Genomic DNA, 16,522 nt, shown 5'->3' with positions numbered 1-16,522 from the left:
GTCGGTGCCTGTCGACCGGCCTCGCCGCCGCTGCTAGAAGCCGAGCTTTCCGGTGCCGGAGCCGGCCGAGACGACCGACTTGATCGTGTTCGGATCGGTGACCGTGTACGGGTAGTAGGTGCTCGGCTCCTGCACCGAGCCACCCGCGTCACCCGGCTCGCTGGTGCCGGCGAGCACGTTGTTCCGGGCGATCAGCCGACCCTTGGCCCCGGCGTAGCTGATCGACCACGGCACCTCGACGTCCTCGAAGTAGTTGCCCTCGACGACGCAACCGGAGTTGAGCTGGCAGGCGACCCCGACGTCGGTGTTGTAGACGAAGTAGTTGTTGAACACGTGCACCGGCTCGCCGAAACGGACCCGTGGATTGCGCTGCGGTGTCCGGTCGAACCAGTTGTGGTGGTAGGTCACCTTCAGATAGTTGGTGTCCTGGGCGGCGTTGCTGTCGTCGTGTCCGAGCAGCATGTTCTTCGTGTGGTGGTGGGTGTGGTTCCACGAGACGGTGACGTAGCTGGCGCCGCGCTTGATGTCGATCAGCCCGTCATAGCCGTACGCCAGGTCGTTGTGGTCGATCCAGATGTGGTGCGAGAACATCTGCACGTTGATCGCGTCGTCCACCGTGTTGCGGAAGTTCAGGTTGCGGACGATGACGTTGTGCACCGCGTTGGCGGGCGGGCTGGTCGCGGTGCTCACCGGCAGGCCGATGTTCAGGCCCCCGCCGGTGATGCCCGAGCTGGCACCCACGCCGACGATGGTCTTGTCCGAGGTGACGTCGTGCATCGGGCCAGGTAGCGCGATCACACCGCTGACCCGGATGTTCAACGCGCCGGCGGTGCCGATCGCGGCGAGGAACTCGGCGGCGGTGTCGACGGTGACGGTCGGACCGCCCGCGCCGCCGGTGGTGCCGTTCTGGCCGAGCGCGTTCACCGACGCGAAGCCGATCGGCGGTGCGCCCGGGTCCAGTGGCGGTTCGGTGGGTGGCAGTGTCGGCTCACCCGGCGGCTCCCCGGGCGCTCCGGTCTCGGTGTCCACCCGGACGTCGTCGAAGGAGGCGCTGGCGTACGACGTGGCGAGCCCGGCGCGTCCGGCGGCGAACGCGCTGTCGGTCGCCTCGACCACCAGCGCACCGTTGACGTAGCCCCGCAGTGTCGTGCCCACGGCCTCCAGGCGCAGCGTGGTCCAACTGCCGGTGGTCACGCCACCGGCGGCCGAGTCGAGGGCCACCGGGTCTCCGCCGGCCCGCCGGAGCAGTTGCACGCCGCCGCTGGCGGTGACCGCCAGCGCGTAGTAGCTGCTGCTGTTCTGTGCCCGGGCGATGACTCCGACGTGCCGGTTCGTGCCGCCGAACCCGGTGGGTCTGACCCGCGCCTGGACGCCGTAGTCCGCCCAGCCCGGGGCGGAGGCCAACGCCCGCGCGTCGCTGCTGGTGCCGGACTGCCGAAAGACCAGTGAACCCTCGGTCACCACCGACCAGCTGCCTCCCGACCGTGACCAGCCGGTCGAGTTGCCGTCGGAGAAGTCGTCGCTGAGCAGCGTGTCGGCGAAGGCGGGCGGGGTGGCGATGAGCACCGCTGTGGCGGCGAGCGCTCCGGCGGCGAGCGCCGCCGCGACCAGCCGGGGCGTCGGCCGGCCGCGAGGTTTCGTTGATGACATCGTGGACCTCCCTGGTGGTGGTGGTCTCAGATTTCGTTGCCGTAACGGATACGAAATGAGCCATACACGAACGGTAGGGAGATGTACTGGCGGGAGTCAATGAATTGAATGTGCAGGTATGTTGCAGGCTATTTGGGCAACACTTATTGCTCGGCCGCTGGCGGTCGAGTCGGCAGGCATTCGGTCCGGTTGTCACCGAACGGCCGTGCCCATTCTGTGCAGCCGTCGGGTGCTGTTTGCGGGGCTGCTGGTGTTCAGTTGTCGATGCCCGAAGCGCTCTTTTCAGAATCTGTCGAGTGGTCGGGTGGGGCGGTTCAGTAGTGGACCAGGGCGGGTGGCGGCGCGGCGCGGGGCCACCCGGTGGGCGGACGGTCGGCGGGGCTCAGGAGACCTCGGCCAACGGGCCTGACTGACACCGGCACCCACCTCCCGCACCTGCAAAGGTTTGCAGCGAAGTAAGCACAGGACCGAGAGCAACGTCAATGCCCTGCCGTGAAGCTGCGGCATTTATCCGCGTTGGTGGGGGAGGGGGCCACCACGCCGAGCCGCGGCGGTGTCGAGATCAGTAACGTTGGCCATGATCAATGCAACAACCGTTTGCAGAAAACGATGATCCGTTGATTGACATGAATTAATCGCCACGCCTAGCATGGGTGCCGGAAAGCGCTTTCCACCCTCGCACCCCACCGCCACGGATCGCCGGCCGATCCGGCGCTGGCCCGTGCCCGGCGACGCCGACGTCCAGGCGCGTCGCCGACCGGTTCGGGCTCCGCCGCGGCCCAGCGGACCACGCCCGGTCCGTGTTCCGTCCCGCGAAAGGCAGCAGCCACATGCTCTCCACGCCCGCTCGCCGCATCCCGCCGCGCTGGTGGTCACCCGCCGTCGTCGGCCTCGTCGCCGCCCTGCTCACCGCGCCCGGGCTGGCCCAGGCCGCCCCCGCCGCCGCGTCGTCGACCCCGGCCGCCGAAGCCGTCGCCGGCCCCGCCGACGGCTTCGCCAGTGTCGCCGCGCTCGGTCAGGCCGGCACCACCGGCGGAGCCGGCGGACCCACCGTCACCGCCACCACCACCGCCCAGTTCCTCGACTACATCGCCCGGCCGGGGCCCTACGTCGTCCAGGTCGCCGGAACCATCAACCTGCCCGCGGGCAGCAACGACGGAATGCACAACGTCGCCTCGGACAAGACCATCATCGGGCTCGGCGCCACCGCCACGCTCTCCGGCGGCGGGTTGAACATCGGCGTGCCGGTCGACGACGACGTCACCGAGCCGCCGGCGAACGCCGTACACAACATCATCATCCGCAACCTGCACCTGACCGGCGCGAGCGACGACCTGATCAACGTGCAGATGTTCTCCCACCACATCTGGATCGACCACAACGAGTTCTCGAACGGCGATGACGGCGCGGTCGACATCAAACGAGGGTCCGATTTCGTGACCGTCTCCTGGAACCACTTCCACGATCACGACAAGACGTTGTTGCTGGGCCATGACGAGGACGCCGGACCACAGGACATCGGCCGGCTTCGGGTCACCTACCACCACAATTTCTTCGACCGTTCCGACCAGCGCAACCCCCGGGTACGGTTCTCCGCCTTGGCGCACGTCTACAACAACTACTACTACGACAACAGCTACGGGGTCGCGTCCACCTACGACGCCGCAGTGCTCATGGAGAACAACTACTTCTACTCCGTGAACAACCCCGGCCGGGTGGACTTCAGCGGCGATCTCGGCCGGATCGTGGCCCGGGGAAACATCCTCGTCGCCTGCAACCATCCGATCGAGACCCGCGGCACCGTTCCCGATCCACGCGCTTACTACCCCTACCAGCTCACCTCCGCCGCCGACGTACCGACCACGGTTCCGGCCGGCGCCGGGGTGGGCAAGCTGTCATCGATGCTCGCCGCTGCCGCGCCGAGCGCGGTGCCGGCCGGCCAACCGGACGGGTTCGCCAGCGTCGTCGCCCTCGGTCAGAACGGTACGACCGGCGGGGCCGGAGGCCCGGTGGTCACCGCGACCAACGCGGCGGACTTCCTCGACTACATCGACACCATCGGGCCGATGGTCATCCAGGTCAGCGGTGTGATCCGGATCAGCAGCAAGCAGGGGGTGCGGCCGCACAAGACGATCATCGGCGTCGGGAACGCCGAGATCACCGGGGGCGGGTTGGACTTCTACCGGTCGTACAACGTGATCGTCCGCAACATCAACTTCACCGAGGCCGAGGACGACGCGATCAACGTCGGCCAGAACTCCCACCACATCTGGATCGACCACAACCGCTTCGCCGGCGCGATCGACGGCTCGGTCGACATCGTGCGGGGCGCCGACTACGTGACGGTTTCCTGGAACCACTTCGACCACGCCGACAAGAGCATGCTCATCGGGCACTCCGACGGCGCGGCGTCCACCGACATCGGGCATCTGAAGGTGAGCATCCACCACAACTTCTTCGACCACAGCCGCCAACGCCACCCCCGGGTCCGGTTCGGCGAGCCGGTGCACGTCTACAACAACTACTTCCTCGGCAACGCCCTCTACGGCGTCGCGTCGACGGAGAACGCCGGCGTCCTGGTCGAGGGCAACTACTTCCGGGACGTCCCGTACCCGCTGCACTCCGCGAGCGGGTACGCCGACAGCGGCCCTGGCCGTGCCGTGCAGCGCGGCAACGTCTTCGTTAACTCGGGCCAGCCCGAGACCGCCGGCACTGTCGTCGAGCCGCGTACCTACTACCCGTACCAGTTGGACCCGGCGGCAAACGTTCCGGCGCTGGTCACCGCGGGCGCCGGGGTCGGTCGGCTGACCTGACGCCCGCCGCGTCGTACCGTCGCCGGCACCCCGCACGCGGCCGGGACGGTACGACGCGGAACGGCCCGGTCAGCGCCGCAGCGTCGCCGACGGCGACTCCCCGAATCGCGTCCGGTACTCGGTCGCGAACCGGCCGAGGTGCAGGAAGCCGTGTTGCAGGGCAACAGTCGTCACGGACGTCCCCGGCCCGGCCGAGCGGAGCGTGCGGTGCGCCGCGTCGAGCCGGCAGGCCCGCAGGTACGCGGTCGGGGTGGTCTGCAACTCACGACGGAAACAGTCCTGCAGCGTTCGTACGCTCACCCGTAGCGCCTCGGCGACGTCACCGACGGTCAGTGCCTCTCCGTGGTGTTCGGAGATGAGGGCGCAGGCCCGGCGGACGAGACGCCCGGGGTGGGAGTGCTGGCCTGGCTCGGCCAGCAGGTGGGAATGGCTGTGCTGATGGGCCAGCAACAGCTTGCCGATGAGCCCCTGCTCGAAACGGGCGGCGACCTGCGGGTGGTCGAACAGGGACGCGTCCGCCGGCTGGGACAGCTCGTCGGCGAGGAACGCCACCCCGCGCGTCCACGCCTGCGCGGTCGGCGTGGTCATGAGCATGCCGATGTCGAGGCGGACCGGGTCGTCCACCGGGTGGCCCAGCAGGCGGGCGAGCTCCCGGTCGACGGCGCGCCGGTCGGCGTAGAAGATCCGGTGGGGCGAGCCCTCGGACCACCGCATGTCCGAGGGGTCGTACGGGGACAGGACCGAGGCGACGTCGGGAGTCGAGGTCACCGTCTGACCGGCGTGCCGGACCGTCGTACTGCCGGCGCTGGGGATCTGGACGAGGTAGAAGGTCTCCAGCGCGGGCGGTTGGATGCGGACCGCCTGCCCGTAGTCGAGGTCGATGACACCCACCCCGCCCGCCCGGCGAGCCGCCATCCGCAGTTGCACGCTGTGCACGCCCGGCTGTGGGGTGAGCCGGTGTGGACAGAAGATCCGCCCCACCTCGGCGCGAGCCCGGTCGACGTCGTCCGTGCGGACCGTCACCGCGTCCATCCGACACCTCCCGGGCGTCCCGTCGCGCTGACCGTAAGGCGTGCGCGGGCCGGACCAGCCCCGAAAGCCGTCGACCCGACAGGAAAAGGGCCGGCTGCGTACCGCGGATAGCGCCCGCGTCGTGCGGATAGCGACCGTCGCGGTCGGCTGGCTAGCGTGCGACCAACGCGGGCGGTCAGCGCCGGCACGGTTCGCACGTCCTTCGGAGGGAATCATGAGGATCGCCGTCGTCGGCGCCGGATTCGCCGGTGTGAGCGCAGCGAAGGTGCTGCGGCAGAGCGGGTTCGACGTCACCGTGTTCGAGCGGGCGCCCGACGTCGGTGGGGTGTGGAGCCGTACCCGGCGCTACCCCGGCCTGCACACCCAGAACGACAAGGGCACCTACCACCTCTCCGACCTGGAGATGCCCGCCGACTACCCGCAGTGGCCGTCGGGTGAGCAGGTCCAGCGGTACCTGGAGAGCTACGTGGAGAAGTTCGGGCTGGCCAGCGCACTGCGCCTGTCCACGGAGGTCGCCTCCGCCGAGCTCGTCAACGACGAGACCGGGTGGCTGGTCACGTCGCGGCCGGCGGGCGGCCAGGACCCGCTGACGGTGGAACGGTACGACCACCTGATCGTCGCCAACGGCATCTTCTCCGACCCGCTCGTCCCGTCCTTCGACGGGCACGCGGGCTTCGCCGCCGCCGGAGGGCGCGTACTGGCGACGGGGGAGTTCCACGACATCGAGGCGGCCCGAGGTAAGAACGTCCTCGTGGTCGGGTACGGCAAGTCGTCCTGCGACGTGGCGGTCCCGGTGAGCGAGGTCGGCGCCCAGACCCACGTGGTGGCTCGCCAGCTGCTCTGGAAGATGCCCCGCAAGCTCGGCGGCGCGCTCAACTACAAGTACCTGCTGCTCACCCGGATGGGTGAGGCGCTCTTCCGCTACCTGCACCTGAAGGGCTTCGAGCGGTTCCTGCACGGCCCGGGAAACGGCCTGCGCCAGCGCATGGTGGACAGCGTCGGCTCGGTCGCGACCCGGCAGTTCAACCTGCGCGAGCTGGGTCTCGTGCCCAACGGCAGCTTCGAGGACATCGCCCGCAGCACGGTCAGCCTCGCCACCGAGGGCTTCTTCGAGCGGGTCGCCGACGGCCGCATCACCGTGCATCGGGACCAGGTGATCACCGAGTTGCTTGTCGACGACCGTGGCCGGCCCGCCGCCCGCCTGGCCGACGGCACGGTGCTCCCCGCCGACCTGGTGATCTGTGGCACCGGCTTCCGCCAGCACGTGCCGTTCTTCGACGACGCGTTGCACGCCCGGCTCCAGGACGATGCCGGCAACTTCATGCTCTACCGGCAGATCCTGCCGATCGGTGTGCCACGGCTGACGTTCGCCGGCTACAACTCGTCGTTCTTCAGTCCGCTCAGCGCGGAGATGGCTGCGGTCTGGACGGCCGCGTACCTGCGGGGCGGGATCACCCTGCCGACCGAGGTCCGGATGCGCGACGAGGTGCGTGCCCGGCTGTTCTGGATGACGAAGCGCACCAACGGACGCCACGCTCGCGGCACGAACATCATCCCGTTCTCGATGCACAACGTCGACGAGGTGCTCGACGAGCTGGGGCTCAACGTCGGCCCGCTGACCCGGGCCCGGCAGTGGCTGTTCCCCGTCGACCCCGGCTCGTACCGCAGGGTGACGGCACAGATGATCCGGCGTACCGCCGACCCGGTATCCGCCATCAGCGGCGAGGGCCCGATAAAGATGGATAAAGTGCGCAGATAGGGGATCAGGCGGGACCGGTCGGCGAGGGAGGCTCGGGGACGATGGCAGCGGAACAGGGTCACCACAGTGGTGTGCCCGTGCCGGCGGCCCTGGCCGGCTGAGCTGACTCGCCGTCCGTGCTGACGCGCACCGAGTTCTTGCGTGGGCTCGGAGACAGCAAGAGCCCGCGCTCGGCGACCGTCCTGGAGCTGCTGTTCGACATCGTCTACGTCTTCGCGCTGGCCCGCCTCGCCGGGCGGGTCGCGGACGACCTGACCATCGTCCGGCACACGCTGCTGTCCGAGGCGGGCCAGACCGTCCTGTTCTTCACGGCGATGTGGATGATCTGGTCGCTCAACGCCCTGCTGGCGAGCACCTACGACCCCCGGCGCCCCGACCTGCAGGCAGTCCTGCTGGCGACGATGTTCGGCACGCTGGTGCTGGCCGTCACGTTGCCGCAGGCCTTCGGCCAACGCGGCGTCGTCTTCGCCTGCACCTACGTCGTCATCCAGGTCGGCCGACCGCTCTTTCTGTCGTTCGCCCTGCGGGGTCACGCGGGTCGCGCGTTCGCGCTCCGGGTGCTGACCTGGCACCTGGCGTCCAGCGTGCTCTGGATCAGTGGCGGCATCAGTGGCGGTCTCGGTCGGGGCGTCTACTGGACCATCGCTCTCGCCATCGAGATGATCGGCGCCGCCACCGCCTACCCCCTTCCCCGCATCGGCGGGAGACAGCTCACCAGCCTGGGGGTCACCGTCTCGCAGGAGCACCTCGCCGAGCGGTACAACCAGTTCTTCATGATCGCTCTCGCCGAGGTGGTGCTCGAAGCGGGCGCCGCGGTCAGCTTCCCCGGCTTCTCGACCGCGGGGACGATCACCCTCGTCGCCTCGTTCGTGGCGGTCGTCTCGTTCTGGCGGATCTACTTCTACCACGTCGGGTCCGGCCATGCCCCGACCCCGAGTGGGGAGGGAATCGAGCTGTCGCGGTGGGCGAGTTACAGCCAGCTGTTGATCGTCGGTGGCATCATCTGCACCGCCGTCGGCTTCGGCCAGGTCATCGAGGACCCGCACCCGCCGATCGACTGGGCTCTGGTGGCCATCATCTTCGGCGGCCCGGTGCTGTTCCTGATCGGGCGGAGCACCCTGGAGCGGGCGAACAAATCCACGCCGCGGTGCCGGGTGCTGTACCTCGGCGCGGTGGCGCTGGCCGTGGCGGCCCCGGTGATGGTGCTGCTCCCGCCGGTCGCCGTGGCGGCCCTCGCGGCGGTGATACTGGCCGGCATCACCGTGTTCGACCAGCGAGCCCACAGGCGTGGATCGGAGACCAACCCGACGCTGTGAAACTCCATTGCGGGCCGGCGACCGCCGCGCGTATGGTCGTCGGGCACGCCGTCGAGCTGGAAGGAGGTCAGAACAATGTCCGATGTTCTGCGCCCCCTCCGCGCTCCGGCGTCCGCGCGGATCTGACCCGGGGCGCGCGCTTCCCGGAGGACCAACCCATGACTGATCTGGTCATTCGTCCGCTCGTCGCGGGCGAGGAGAACCTGTTCGACTCCATGCCCGATCCGCTACCCCAACTGCGCCAGGTCGCGTACGCCGACGGGATCGCCGGCGGCGGCTACCGCCCCGAGACCACCTGGGTCGCGCTGCGTGCCGGCCGGTTGGTGGGCCGGGCCGCCTGGCTCCTTCCACCGGGCGCCGTCGGTGCCCCCTGGCTGGACCGGTTCGACCTGGACGCCGAGCCGGAGGTGGGCGCCGAGCTGTTGCGTGCCGCCCACGAGGCGCTGGGCGGTCCCGGCCTGTACTACGCCGCGCTGCCGGCGCACTGGCGGCGTCGACCCGAGGTCCTGGCCGCGGTGCGGGCGCCCATGGAGGCCGCCCGGCTCGCCGGGCTGGTCGAGCAAGGGGAGCGGCTCCGCTGTTCCTGGGCCGGCACACCCCTGCCGGCGTCCTCCGGGCGGTACGACTTCCGTCCGCCCGTCGACGTGGCGGAGATCAACGCCCTGGTCGCCACGATCGCCGAGCCGGACGTGCTGACCGGCGTCGAGATCGCGCGGGTGGTCGGCGGCGTCGACCTCGCCACCGACCCGCTGGCCTGGTTGGGCGAGAACACCGAGGAATGGCGCATCGCCGTGGCGGCCGGCAACCCGGTCGGGCTGGTCGGCACGGCCGGGGACGCCTGCTACCCCCTGCTCGCCTACCTCGGCCTCCTCGACGAGGCGGCCCGGCCCGAACTGCTGGCCGAGGCGGTCCGGGTGCTGGCCGCCGGCGGTGCCCGCGAGGTCATCGCCGACGTGGAGTCCCACCGGGTGGCGGTGCTGGCGGAGTTGGAGCGGACCGGCTTTCGACAGTTGCGCTCCAGGGTCGTCTTCGCGCCGCCGACCAGCAAGGAATAGCTGACCGGGTGCGCCCGGTCACCCGGGCGCACCCCCTCAGCCAGCGCGGAGCCCGGCCCCTGTCAGCATCTGACCATGCCGGAGATCATCGCGCTTCTCGTCGGCGGGTTGGCGCTCGTCGTGGCGGCGGTCGCCGGGCTCTACCTCTGGCCGGTGGACCGCCGTGGGCTACGGGTAGCGCCGGCCCGACCTCTCGACTTCGACACGGCCACCCGTGCCGCCGCGGCCATCATCGCCGCCGAGACGGCCGATCCGGAGGTCCGACCGGAGTCACGCAGCCGCCTGCTGAGCCACGGCTCCCGTACCGGCAGGGCCGTGCTGCTGTTGCACGGATACACCCTCGCGCCCGAGCAGTACGAAGGGCTGGCCGAGGAGTTCTTCAACCGTGGGTACAACGTCTGGGTTCCCCGGGCGCCCCAGCACGGGACCGTGGACCGGCGGGCCCACCACCGGGTCGAGGCCGGTGAGCTGACCACGTACGCCGCGCAGGGGTGGGCAGTCGCGGCGGCCCTCGGAGACGAGGTCGGCGTCGTGGGGATCTCCGGCGGCGCCGTGCTGGCCGCCTGGCTGGCCCAGGTGCCGGGGAACGTCGTACGGCACCTGCTGTTGCTGTCGCCGTTCTTCGGTCCGAACCCGCGACAGGCGCCGGCCTACGCGGTGAAACCGCTCATCGTGCTGTACGGGCGCCGGGTCCTGCGGGACCGCGTCACGTCGCGCGGATACTCGCTCGCCGCCGTCACCCAGTACCTGACGATCGCCCGTACGCTGCCGAACCCGCCGCGGCGGGCCGGTCTGCGGACCGCGGCGGTCGCGATCAGCCCGCTCGACGGCGTGGTGGACCTCAGGGCAGCGGTCGACGTGCCGCGTCGAATCGCCGCCGCGAACGCGGTTCCGCTGCGGGTGTGCACCCTTCCGGAGACGTTGGGCATCGAACACAACACCCTCAACCTCGCTGCCCTCGGCGCCGACGGCGACGAGTGGCGCCGGCGGTACGTAGCGCTCTACGAGGGCGAGCCGGCACCGCCCTCGGCCCCCGCGACGACGGGCGACGCGCCGATCCGTCGGTAGGGCCCCCGCACCCCGCTCCGCCGGCCCCCGCCTCGCCGATCTTGCACTTGTGGTTGTCGACATGAGTGGGATGCCCCTTATATCGGGACAGCAAGTGCAAGATCGCCGGGTAGGGGGCCGGGTAGGGGCGCGGGCGGCGCGATGGTGCCTGGCGAGGTCCTAATTGCCGTTGAACACCGGCGGGGCGTAGCCGGCGGGCTTGTCGCCGATGCCGAGGCCAGGGCTCACCACCCAGGACTGGTACTGCGGGGTGAACATGGAGTAGAGCAGCGGGACCTTCGGTGCGCTCGCCTCGTCGAGCCGGCGGCGGGCGTCGGCCGGGATCTCGAAGTCGAGCGCACCGAAGTTGCTGGCGAGCTGTTCGGCGCTGCTCGCCCCGATGACCACCGAACCGACGGCGGGCTGGGTGGCCACCCAGTTGATCGCCACCTGCGCCATGCTGCGGCCCAACTCGGCGGCCACGCTCTCCAGCGCCTCGATCACCTGCCAGTCGCCAGGGCTGATCTCCCGACCGGCGGCGTCTGGGTTGGTCAACCGGCCGGTCCCGCTCATGCCCTCGCCGATGCGCCGGTACTTGCCGCTGAGCAGACCCCCGCCGATCGGGCTCCACGCGGTGAGCCCCATGCCCAGGGTCTGGGCCATCGTCACGTGCTCCGCCTCGATGTCCCGGGTGACCAGGGAGTACGGCAGCTGCACGTTGATCATCGGGGCGAGCCCGTGCGCCTCGGCGTAGCTCTGGGCCCGCGCCGCGTACCAGGCCGGTACGTCGGAGAGCCCGGCGTACCGGATCTTGCCGGTGCGTACCAGGTCGTCGAAGGTGTGCACGACGTCCTCGACCGGGGTGATCCGGTCCCAGGTGTGCAGCAGGTACAGGTCGATGTAGTCGGTGCCGAGCCGGCGCAGCGACGCCTCCACGGCCCGCATGATGTGCTTGCGACCGTTGCCGCTGGCGTTCGGGTCGGACGGGTCGACGGTGTTGGTGGCCTTGCTGGTGAGCACGAGCCGCTCGCGCACACCGGCCCGGTCGATCAGGCGGCCGAGGATCTTCTCGCTCTCGCCGGCGGTGTAGAAGTCCGCCGTGTCGATGAAGTTCCCGCCCGCCTCCAGGTACTGCCGGAAGATCGGCTCGGCCTCCTCCTCGGTCTTGCCGTACGCGGCGTGGAACCCGTCGACGCCGAAGTTCATCGTGCCCAACGCCAGCCGGCTGACCCGCAGACCAGACCGCCCGAGCAGGTAGTAGTGGTTCATCGTGGTGCCCTCCCGATCGTGGTGTCGGCCCGCTGCGGACCGCGCGTTCCAGACCTTTGCTCGCGAAAAATGGACCTGCAAGTCCAAAACCGAGTAGGGTTGGACCCGCAGGTCCAGACCAGGAGGTCTCATGACACGGGCGTTGACCCGCAAGGGCGAGGCGACCCGGGCGCGGATCGTCGCCGGCGCCGCCGCCGAGATCCGCGAGCGCGGCGTTGACGAGGTACGCCTCGAGGACGTGATGGCCCACACCGGCACCAGCAAGGGCCAGCTCTTCCACTACTTCCCGGACGGGAAGGAGGGGTTGCTGCTCGCGGTGGCCCAGCACGAGGCGGACCAGGTGCTCATCGACCAGGAGCCGATGCTGAGCAACCTGACGTCCTGGCCGGCCTGGTTCGCCTGGCGCGACCGGCTGATCGAGCGGTACCTCGCGCAGGGGGTGAAGTGCCCCCTCAACGGCCTGCTCGGCCAGACCGGCCGGCGGGCGCCCGGGGCGCAGGCGATCGTGGCCGGGCTCATGTGGCGCTGGCAGACGGCGATCACCGAGGGCATCCGGCACATGCAGTCGACCGGCGACATCGACCCGGACCTCGACGCCGACCGGGCGGCCGCGGCACTGCTCGCCGGCATCCAGGGCGGGGTGCTGCTGCTGCTCTCCACCGGGAAGATCGACCATCTCGAAGCCGTCCTCGACCTCACCCTCGACTCGCTGCGGGCAGGTGCCCGGACGGCCTGACCCGGGTCAGGATCGGGTCAGCGACCGCCGAGTTATTCTTGCGCCCGAGTTGCCGGAGATCGGAGCAGACGTGGCAGGTGACGACGACATCTCCGGGTGAGCACCCGGACCGGCCGCCGACAGGCGCGTGATCGCGCCTCTGTCGCCGCGGCCTCCGTCGTCATGCCCTGCTTCCGCCGGGGTGCCGGTGTGCGCCCCGGATCGTCGTTCTCCGAGGTTCCCCATGTCTGTTCGACCTGCTCTCATCGCCCATGACCTCGTGCGGGTCCGCGGCGACCGCCGGGTGCTCGACGGCGTCTCCCTGACCGCCGCGCCCGGCCATCGGATCGGCCTGATCGGCGAGAACGGCACCGGTAAGACGACCCTGCTGCGGGTCCTCGCCGGTGTCGACCTACCCGACTCCGGTACCGTCACCCGTCACCCGTCCACCGGACGTCGGCTTCCTGCACCAGGAGCTGCCGTTGCCGGCATCCACCACCATCGCCGCAGTCCTCGACGACGCGCTGCGCGAGGCTCGCGCCGACCTCGCCGAGCTGGACCGGATCGGCGTCGCGCTCGCCGACTCGCCGGAGGGCACCGAGCGGCACGACCGCCTGCTGGCCGCGTACGGCGAGGTGCTGGAGCGGGCGCAGGACCGCGACGCCTGGGACGCCGACCGGCGGGCCCGCACGGTCCTCGACGGCCTCGGTCTCGGTGGGCTGCCCCACCACCGGACGTTGGGCGCGCTCTCCGGCGGGCAACGTGGCCGGCTCGCCCTCGCGTCGGTGCTGATCCGCCGGCCGAGCGCGCTGCTGCTCGACGAGCCCACCAACCACCTCGACGACGCGGCGGCGGCGTTCTGCGAGGACCAGCTCCGTGCCATCCCCGGGGTGGTCGTGGTGGCCAGTCACGACCGGGCCTTCCTGGACGCGGTCTGCACCGATCTCATCGACCTGGACCCGGCGGTCGACGGGCCGGTCCGCTTCGGCGGCGGCTACACCGCGTACCTGACGGCGAAGCGCGCCGAGGCGCAACGGTGGCGCCGGCGCTACGACGACGAGCAGGCGCTCCTCGCCGACCTGCGCGAGGCCGCCGCCGTGACCGGGCACCAGGTCGCCCACGGTCGTGGCCCGCGCGACAGCGAGAAGATGGGGTACGGACACACCGCCGGCCGTGTCCAGAACCAGATCTCCCGTCGTGTCCGCGACGCCGCCCGTCGACTGGAGACGATCGAGCGCGACCCCGTTCCGGTGCCCTCGGAGCCGCTGCGCTTCCACGCGCCGGCGCTCGCCGTCGGCGACAGCGACGGGGTCATCGTCACGGCGGACCGGCTGGAGGTTTCCGGCCGACTTCGGGTGGCGCACCTGGAGATCAAGTCCCATGATCGGCTATTGGTGACCGGTCCCAACGGCGCGGGCAAGTCGACTCTGCTCGCCGTGCTCGCCGGCCACCTGGCCGGTGCCGGAGCGCTCTGGCGACGACCGGAGCTGCGGGTCGGTCTGCTCGCCCAGGACAGCGTCTTCGCGGATGCGCGGCGGACGGCCCGGCAGGTCTACGACGCGGCCGTCGGAATGGAACGGGCCGAGGTCGTACCGCTGTCGTCCCTCGGACTGCTCGCCCCGGCGGACCTCGACCGCCCGGTGGCCGACCTGTCGGTGGGACAGCGCCGTCGGCTCGCCCTGGCGGTGCTCGTCGCGGATCCGCCGGAGTTGCTCCTGCTCGACGAGCCCACCAACCACCTCTCGCCGACGCTCTGCGACGAGTTGGAGGACGCCCTGGGCTCCGGCCCGGGTGCCATCGTCGTGGCCAGCCACGACCGCAGACTCCGCTCCCGCTGGCCAGGTCGGGAGCTCTCGCTCCCGGGAGTTGGAGGACGCTGTGGTCGCCGGGCGTAGGCGTAAGCCCGGACGCCGTCGCCGAGTTCCTATCCGGAATCGAGATGATCGAGTCGGGCGAGGTCGGCGTTGCCGGATCGGACCACGGCAGCCGCCAGCGCGACGGTCGCCGGCTGGACTCCGCTCTGCTGCTCCGAGGTGGCGACCCGGACCGACTGCGCGAGGTGCGCCCGCAGGTGCCCGGCGAGCAGGCGGTGGAACGGCTGCCCGCTGGCCGCGCGCAGCGCGGTCATCTCCTGCGCGGTGACCATGCCCGGCATGTCGTGCCCCTCGTGCGGATTCGTCGTCGGCGCGGCGGCCTCGGCCAGCAGTCGGTGGGCGCGGTCCAGCTCGGCGCGCCGGGTGGTCGCCACCTGGGCGGCCGTCCGCCGCCAGGCCGGGTCGGTGGTCCGCGCCGGCACCAGATCGAGTACGGGCAGCAGGCGTTCGGTCATCGCCACCGTCAGCTGCAGCCAGGCGATGTCGGTGGGGTTGAACGTCGTACCCGTGGGGGCCGGCGCACTCGTCGCCGGTGGCGCGGTCACGGGCGGTGTGGCGGTGCTGGCCGCGTCCCGTGGCCCGGCGCCGCAGCCGGCGACGAGCAGCACGGCAGCGAGCAGGGTGGACGCCGTCGGCTGGCGCATCCGACCTCCCTTCCGCCCAGGGCGGCGGGCCCGGATGACCCGGGCCCGCCTCCGTGGGGTGAACCTGTCGGCTCAGATCGGTCGGCCGTCGTGACCGCACTTGATGACGGGACGGATGCAGTCCTGGACCCGGCGGGCCAACTCCGCCACCGGCCAGGCGTTGAAGAAGTCGCCGTGCATCGTGTAGCCCGGCCCGGAGGCCAGCCGGAACCGCGACGGGTCACCGGTGACCGGGTACCGCAGCACCTGGCGCAACTTCGGCACGTGCACCGGGTGGGTGCTCGGGCAGGCCTGGTTCACCGGGTACGCCAGGTGGCTCTTGTGGTCCGGCGAGTCGAGGTCCCGGCCGTTCCAGCACTGCGGGAAGTCCAGGTACGACTCCAGCATCGTGCCCGCCGGGCAGTTGACGAAGTCCTTCGACGGGGGCACCTGCCCGGCGTGCAGGCAGGACCAGCGGGCGATGCTGTCGTTCGGCCCGGTGGCCTTCGCGTTGCCGGCGACGAGCCGCAACCCCTGCGGGAACGGCTGGGTGTTCGCGACGACGTCGGCGCGTACGCCCTCACCCAGGTAGTAGAACGTGGCGATCGCCGGCTCCACCGGGACGTTGTCCCGGTACAGGGTCGGCACCCAGTACGACGAGACGTCCACCCGCGGGTTGCAGGTGGTGGGCGAGTTGACCAGGTCCGGGAGGGTGGTCTTGGCGTTCGTCACCGTGCTGCCGAAGAAGCTGTGCATGTGCGACGCCCCGGGCAGCCCGGGGAAGACGATCGGGTCGTCCGGCAGCCGGTGGCTGTAGGTGCAGTCGGCCGGGAACTCGGCGACCCGGATGGCGTTGGCGCCGAAGTCAGCGCCGGCTCGGCCGGGGGCGGCGTCGGCCCGGTTGGTGGTGGACACCAGGTACGTGCCGAGTAGCACCAGCAGGGCGCCGATCGCCGTGGCGAGGCGCAGTCGGCGGGGGATGCCGGAGAGGGGTGCGGCCCTGTCCATCATGACTCCTGTCGGGGACGGGTCAGGGACAGCTCCGGCGCCGCCGCCGAAGGCATCGGAGTTGTGCCTGGCCAGACTTGGTGGTGGCCGGTTGGGCCGGTGTGAGAGAGCGCTCTCACCGCCTCAGCTTCATCCTGAAGTCGACAATTGTCAATACGTGCCGCAGTTGGTGGAAATGACGACGAAGGGCCGGGCCCCGTGGTGGGGTCCGGCCCTTCGCTTCGTGTGCTGGTGTGCTGGTGTGTGGGTGTCAGCTGGTGGCGTAGCCGCGGGTGGCGATCCAGTCCGCGAGGTGCTCGGTGCTGATCCAGTAGGAGGCGGTGTTCGGGTCGGCGGAGTCGGCGATCTTCACCGTGTCGCC

12 protein-coding genes and 2 pseudogenes are annotated in these 16,522 nt (G+C 70.7%); 8 read left to right on the top strand and 6 right to left on the bottom strand.

What is annotated here, in order from left to right:
* Nucleotides 1-33: 33 nt before the first annotated feature.
* Nucleotides 34-1,650 carry a family 16 glycoside hydrolase gene (locus ACIBD9_RS29480; protein ID WP_396722547.1) on the bottom strand — a complete coding sequence of 539 codons (1,617 nt, stop codon included), beginning with the start codon at nt 1,648-1,650 and terminating at the stop codon, nt 34-36.
* 830 nt (nt 1,651-2,480) lie between these two features.
* On the opposite strand from ACIBD9_RS29480, the gene ACIBD9_RS29475 reads away from it, so the two are divergent.
* On the top strand, nt 2,481-4,463 hold the full coding sequence (locus tag ACIBD9_RS29475) for a polysaccharide lyase family 1 protein (protein WP_396722545.1): 1,983 nt from the start codon (nt 2,481-2,483) through the stop codon (nt 4,461-4,463).
* 69 nt (nt 4,464-4,532) lie between these two features.
* Here ACIBD9_RS29475 and ACIBD9_RS29470 read toward each other — a convergent pair whose 3' ends face one another.
* A complete protein-coding gene (locus ACIBD9_RS29470; RefSeq protein ID WP_396722544.1) occupies nt 4,533-5,495 on the bottom strand; it encodes an AraC family transcriptional regulator in 963 nt (320 codons plus the stop codon).
* Between the two features lie 214 nt (nt 5,496-5,709).
* Between ACIBD9_RS29470 and ACIBD9_RS29465 the strand changes: the two genes are divergently transcribed.
* The 4 genes from ACIBD9_RS29465 to ACIBD9_RS29450 all read left to right on the top strand — a co-directional run bounded on the left by ACIBD9_RS29465 (nt 5,710) and on the right by ACIBD9_RS29450 (nt 10,693).
* On the top strand, nt 5,710-7,254 hold the full coding sequence (locus ACIBD9_RS29465; RefSeq protein ID WP_396722542.1) for a flavin-containing monooxygenase: 1,545 nt from the start codon (nt 5,710-5,712) through the stop codon (nt 7,252-7,254).
* Between the two features lie 116 nt (nt 7,255-7,370).
* The gene (locus ACIBD9_RS29460) at nt 7,371-8,570 is read left to right on the top strand and encodes a low temperature requirement protein A (RefSeq protein ID WP_396722540.1); all 1,200 of its coding nucleotides are present in this window, start codon (nt 7,371-7,373) and stop codon (nt 8,568-8,570) included.
* A 158-nt stretch (nt 8,571-8,728) separates the two neighbouring features.
* Nucleotides 8,729-9,625, top strand: a complete 897-nt coding sequence (locus ACIBD9_RS29455; RefSeq protein WP_396722538.1) for an acetyltransferase — start codon at nt 8,729-8,731, stop codon at nt 9,623-9,625.
* A gap of 75 nt (nt 9,626-9,700) precedes the next feature.
* Nucleotides 9,701-10,693, top strand: coding sequence for an alpha/beta hydrolase (locus ACIBD9_RS29450; protein WP_396722536.1), 993 nt, complete (start codon nt 9,701-9,703; stop codon nt 10,691-10,693).
* A 159-nt stretch (nt 10,694-10,852) separates the two neighbouring features.
* Here ACIBD9_RS29450 and ACIBD9_RS29445 read toward each other — a convergent pair whose 3' ends face one another.
* Nucleotides 10,853-11,941: an aldo/keto reductase gene (locus tag ACIBD9_RS29445; protein ID WP_396722534.1), complete on the bottom strand. Its 1,089-nt coding sequence runs from the start codon at nt 11,939-11,941 to the stop codon at nt 10,853-10,855.
* A 130-nt stretch (nt 11,942-12,071) separates the two neighbouring features.
* Here ACIBD9_RS29445 and ACIBD9_RS29440 point away from each other — a divergent pair, with 130 nt between their 5' ends.
* From ACIBD9_RS29440 to ACIBD9_RS29430, 3 genes and pseudogenes are all read left to right on the top strand, one after another.
* Nucleotides 12,072-12,677, top strand: coding sequence for a TetR/AcrR family transcriptional regulator (locus tag ACIBD9_RS29440; RefSeq protein ID WP_396722532.1), 606 nt, complete (start codon nt 12,072-12,074; stop codon nt 12,675-12,677).
* A gap of 223 nt (nt 12,678-12,900) precedes the next feature.
* Nucleotides 12,901-13,098: pseudogene (locus tag ACIBD9_RS29435) on the top strand (ATP-binding cassette domain-containing protein); the annotation flags it as partial.
* Nucleotides 13,061-14,551 (top strand): ATP-binding cassette domain-containing protein, encoded by a 1,491-nt coding sequence (locus tag ACIBD9_RS29430; RefSeq protein ID WP_396722530.1) that lies wholly within the window; start codon nt 13,061-13,063, stop codon nt 14,549-14,551. The pseudogene ACIBD9_RS29435 and the gene ACIBD9_RS29430, both read left to right, overlap by 38 nt.
* Before the next feature lie 29 nt (nt 14,552-14,580).
* Here ACIBD9_RS29430 and ACIBD9_RS29425 read toward each other — a convergent pair whose 3' ends face one another.
* From ACIBD9_RS29425 to ACIBD9_RS29415, 3 genes and pseudogenes are all read right to left on the bottom strand, one after another.
* Entirely contained in the window at nt 14,581-15,174 is a 594-nt protein-coding gene (locus ACIBD9_RS29425) for a DUF305 domain-containing protein (RefSeq protein ID WP_396722528.1), read from the bottom strand.
* Between the two features lie 72 nt (nt 15,175-15,246).
* Nucleotides 15,247-16,161, bottom strand: coding sequence for a DUF1996 domain-containing protein (locus tag ACIBD9_RS29420; RefSeq protein WP_396722526.1), 915 nt, complete (start codon nt 16,159-16,161; stop codon nt 15,247-15,249).
* 250 nt (nt 16,162-16,411) lie between these two features.
* Nucleotides 16,412-16,522: pseudogene (locus ACIBD9_RS29415) on the bottom strand (phytochelatin synthase); the annotation flags it as partial.

This window comes from Micromonospora sp. NPDC050784, assembly GCF_044456765.1.
Classification (GTDB): Bacteria; Actinomycetota; Actinomycetes; order Mycobacteriales; family Micromonosporaceae; genus Micromonospora; species Micromonospora foliorum.
The sequence above is the reverse complement of the archived record's forward strand: the minus strand, read 5'-3'. Positions and strand labels throughout refer to the sequence as shown.

Excerpts from the sequence above, each read along its gene's own strand:
- ACIBD9_RS29465 (WP_396722542.1), top strand. The coding sequence starts at position 5,710 with ATGAGGATCGCCGTCGTCGGCGCCGGATTCGCCGGTGTGAGCGCAGCG.
- ACIBD9_RS29470 (WP_396722544.1), bottom strand. The coding sequence starts at position 5,495 with ATGGACGCGGTGACGGTCCGCACGGACGACGTCGACCGGGCTCGCGCC.
- ACIBD9_RS29455 (WP_396722538.1), top strand. The coding sequence starts at position 8,729 with ATGACTGATCTGGTCATTCGTCCGCTCGTCGCGGGCGAGGAGAACCTG.
- ACIBD9_RS29425 (WP_396722528.1), bottom strand. The coding sequence starts at position 15,174 with ATGCGCCAGCCGACGGCGTCCACCCTGCTCGCTGCCGTGCTGCTCGTC.
- ACIBD9_RS29475 (WP_396722545.1), top strand. The coding sequence starts at position 2,481 with ATGCTCTCCACGCCCGCTCGCCGCATCCCGCCGCGCTGGTGGTCACCC.
- ACIBD9_RS29445 (WP_396722534.1), bottom strand. The coding sequence starts at position 11,941 with ATGAACCACTACTACCTGCTCGGGCGGTCTGGTCTGCGGGTCAGCCGG.
- ACIBD9_RS29440 (WP_396722532.1), top strand. The coding sequence starts at position 12,072 with ATGACACGGGCGTTGACCCGCAAGGGCGAGGCGACCCGGGCGCGGATC.
- ACIBD9_RS29480 (WP_396722547.1), bottom strand. The coding sequence starts at position 1,650 with ATGTCATCAACGAAACCTCGCGGCCGGCCGACGCCCCGGCTGGTCGCG.
- ACIBD9_RS29420 (WP_396722526.1), bottom strand. The coding sequence starts at position 16,161 with ATGGACAGGGCCGCACCCCTCTCCGGCATCCCCCGCCGACTGCGCCTC.
- ACIBD9_RS29450 (WP_396722536.1), top strand. The coding sequence starts at position 9,701 with ATGCCGGAGATCATCGCGCTTCTCGTCGGCGGGTTGGCGCTCGTCGTG.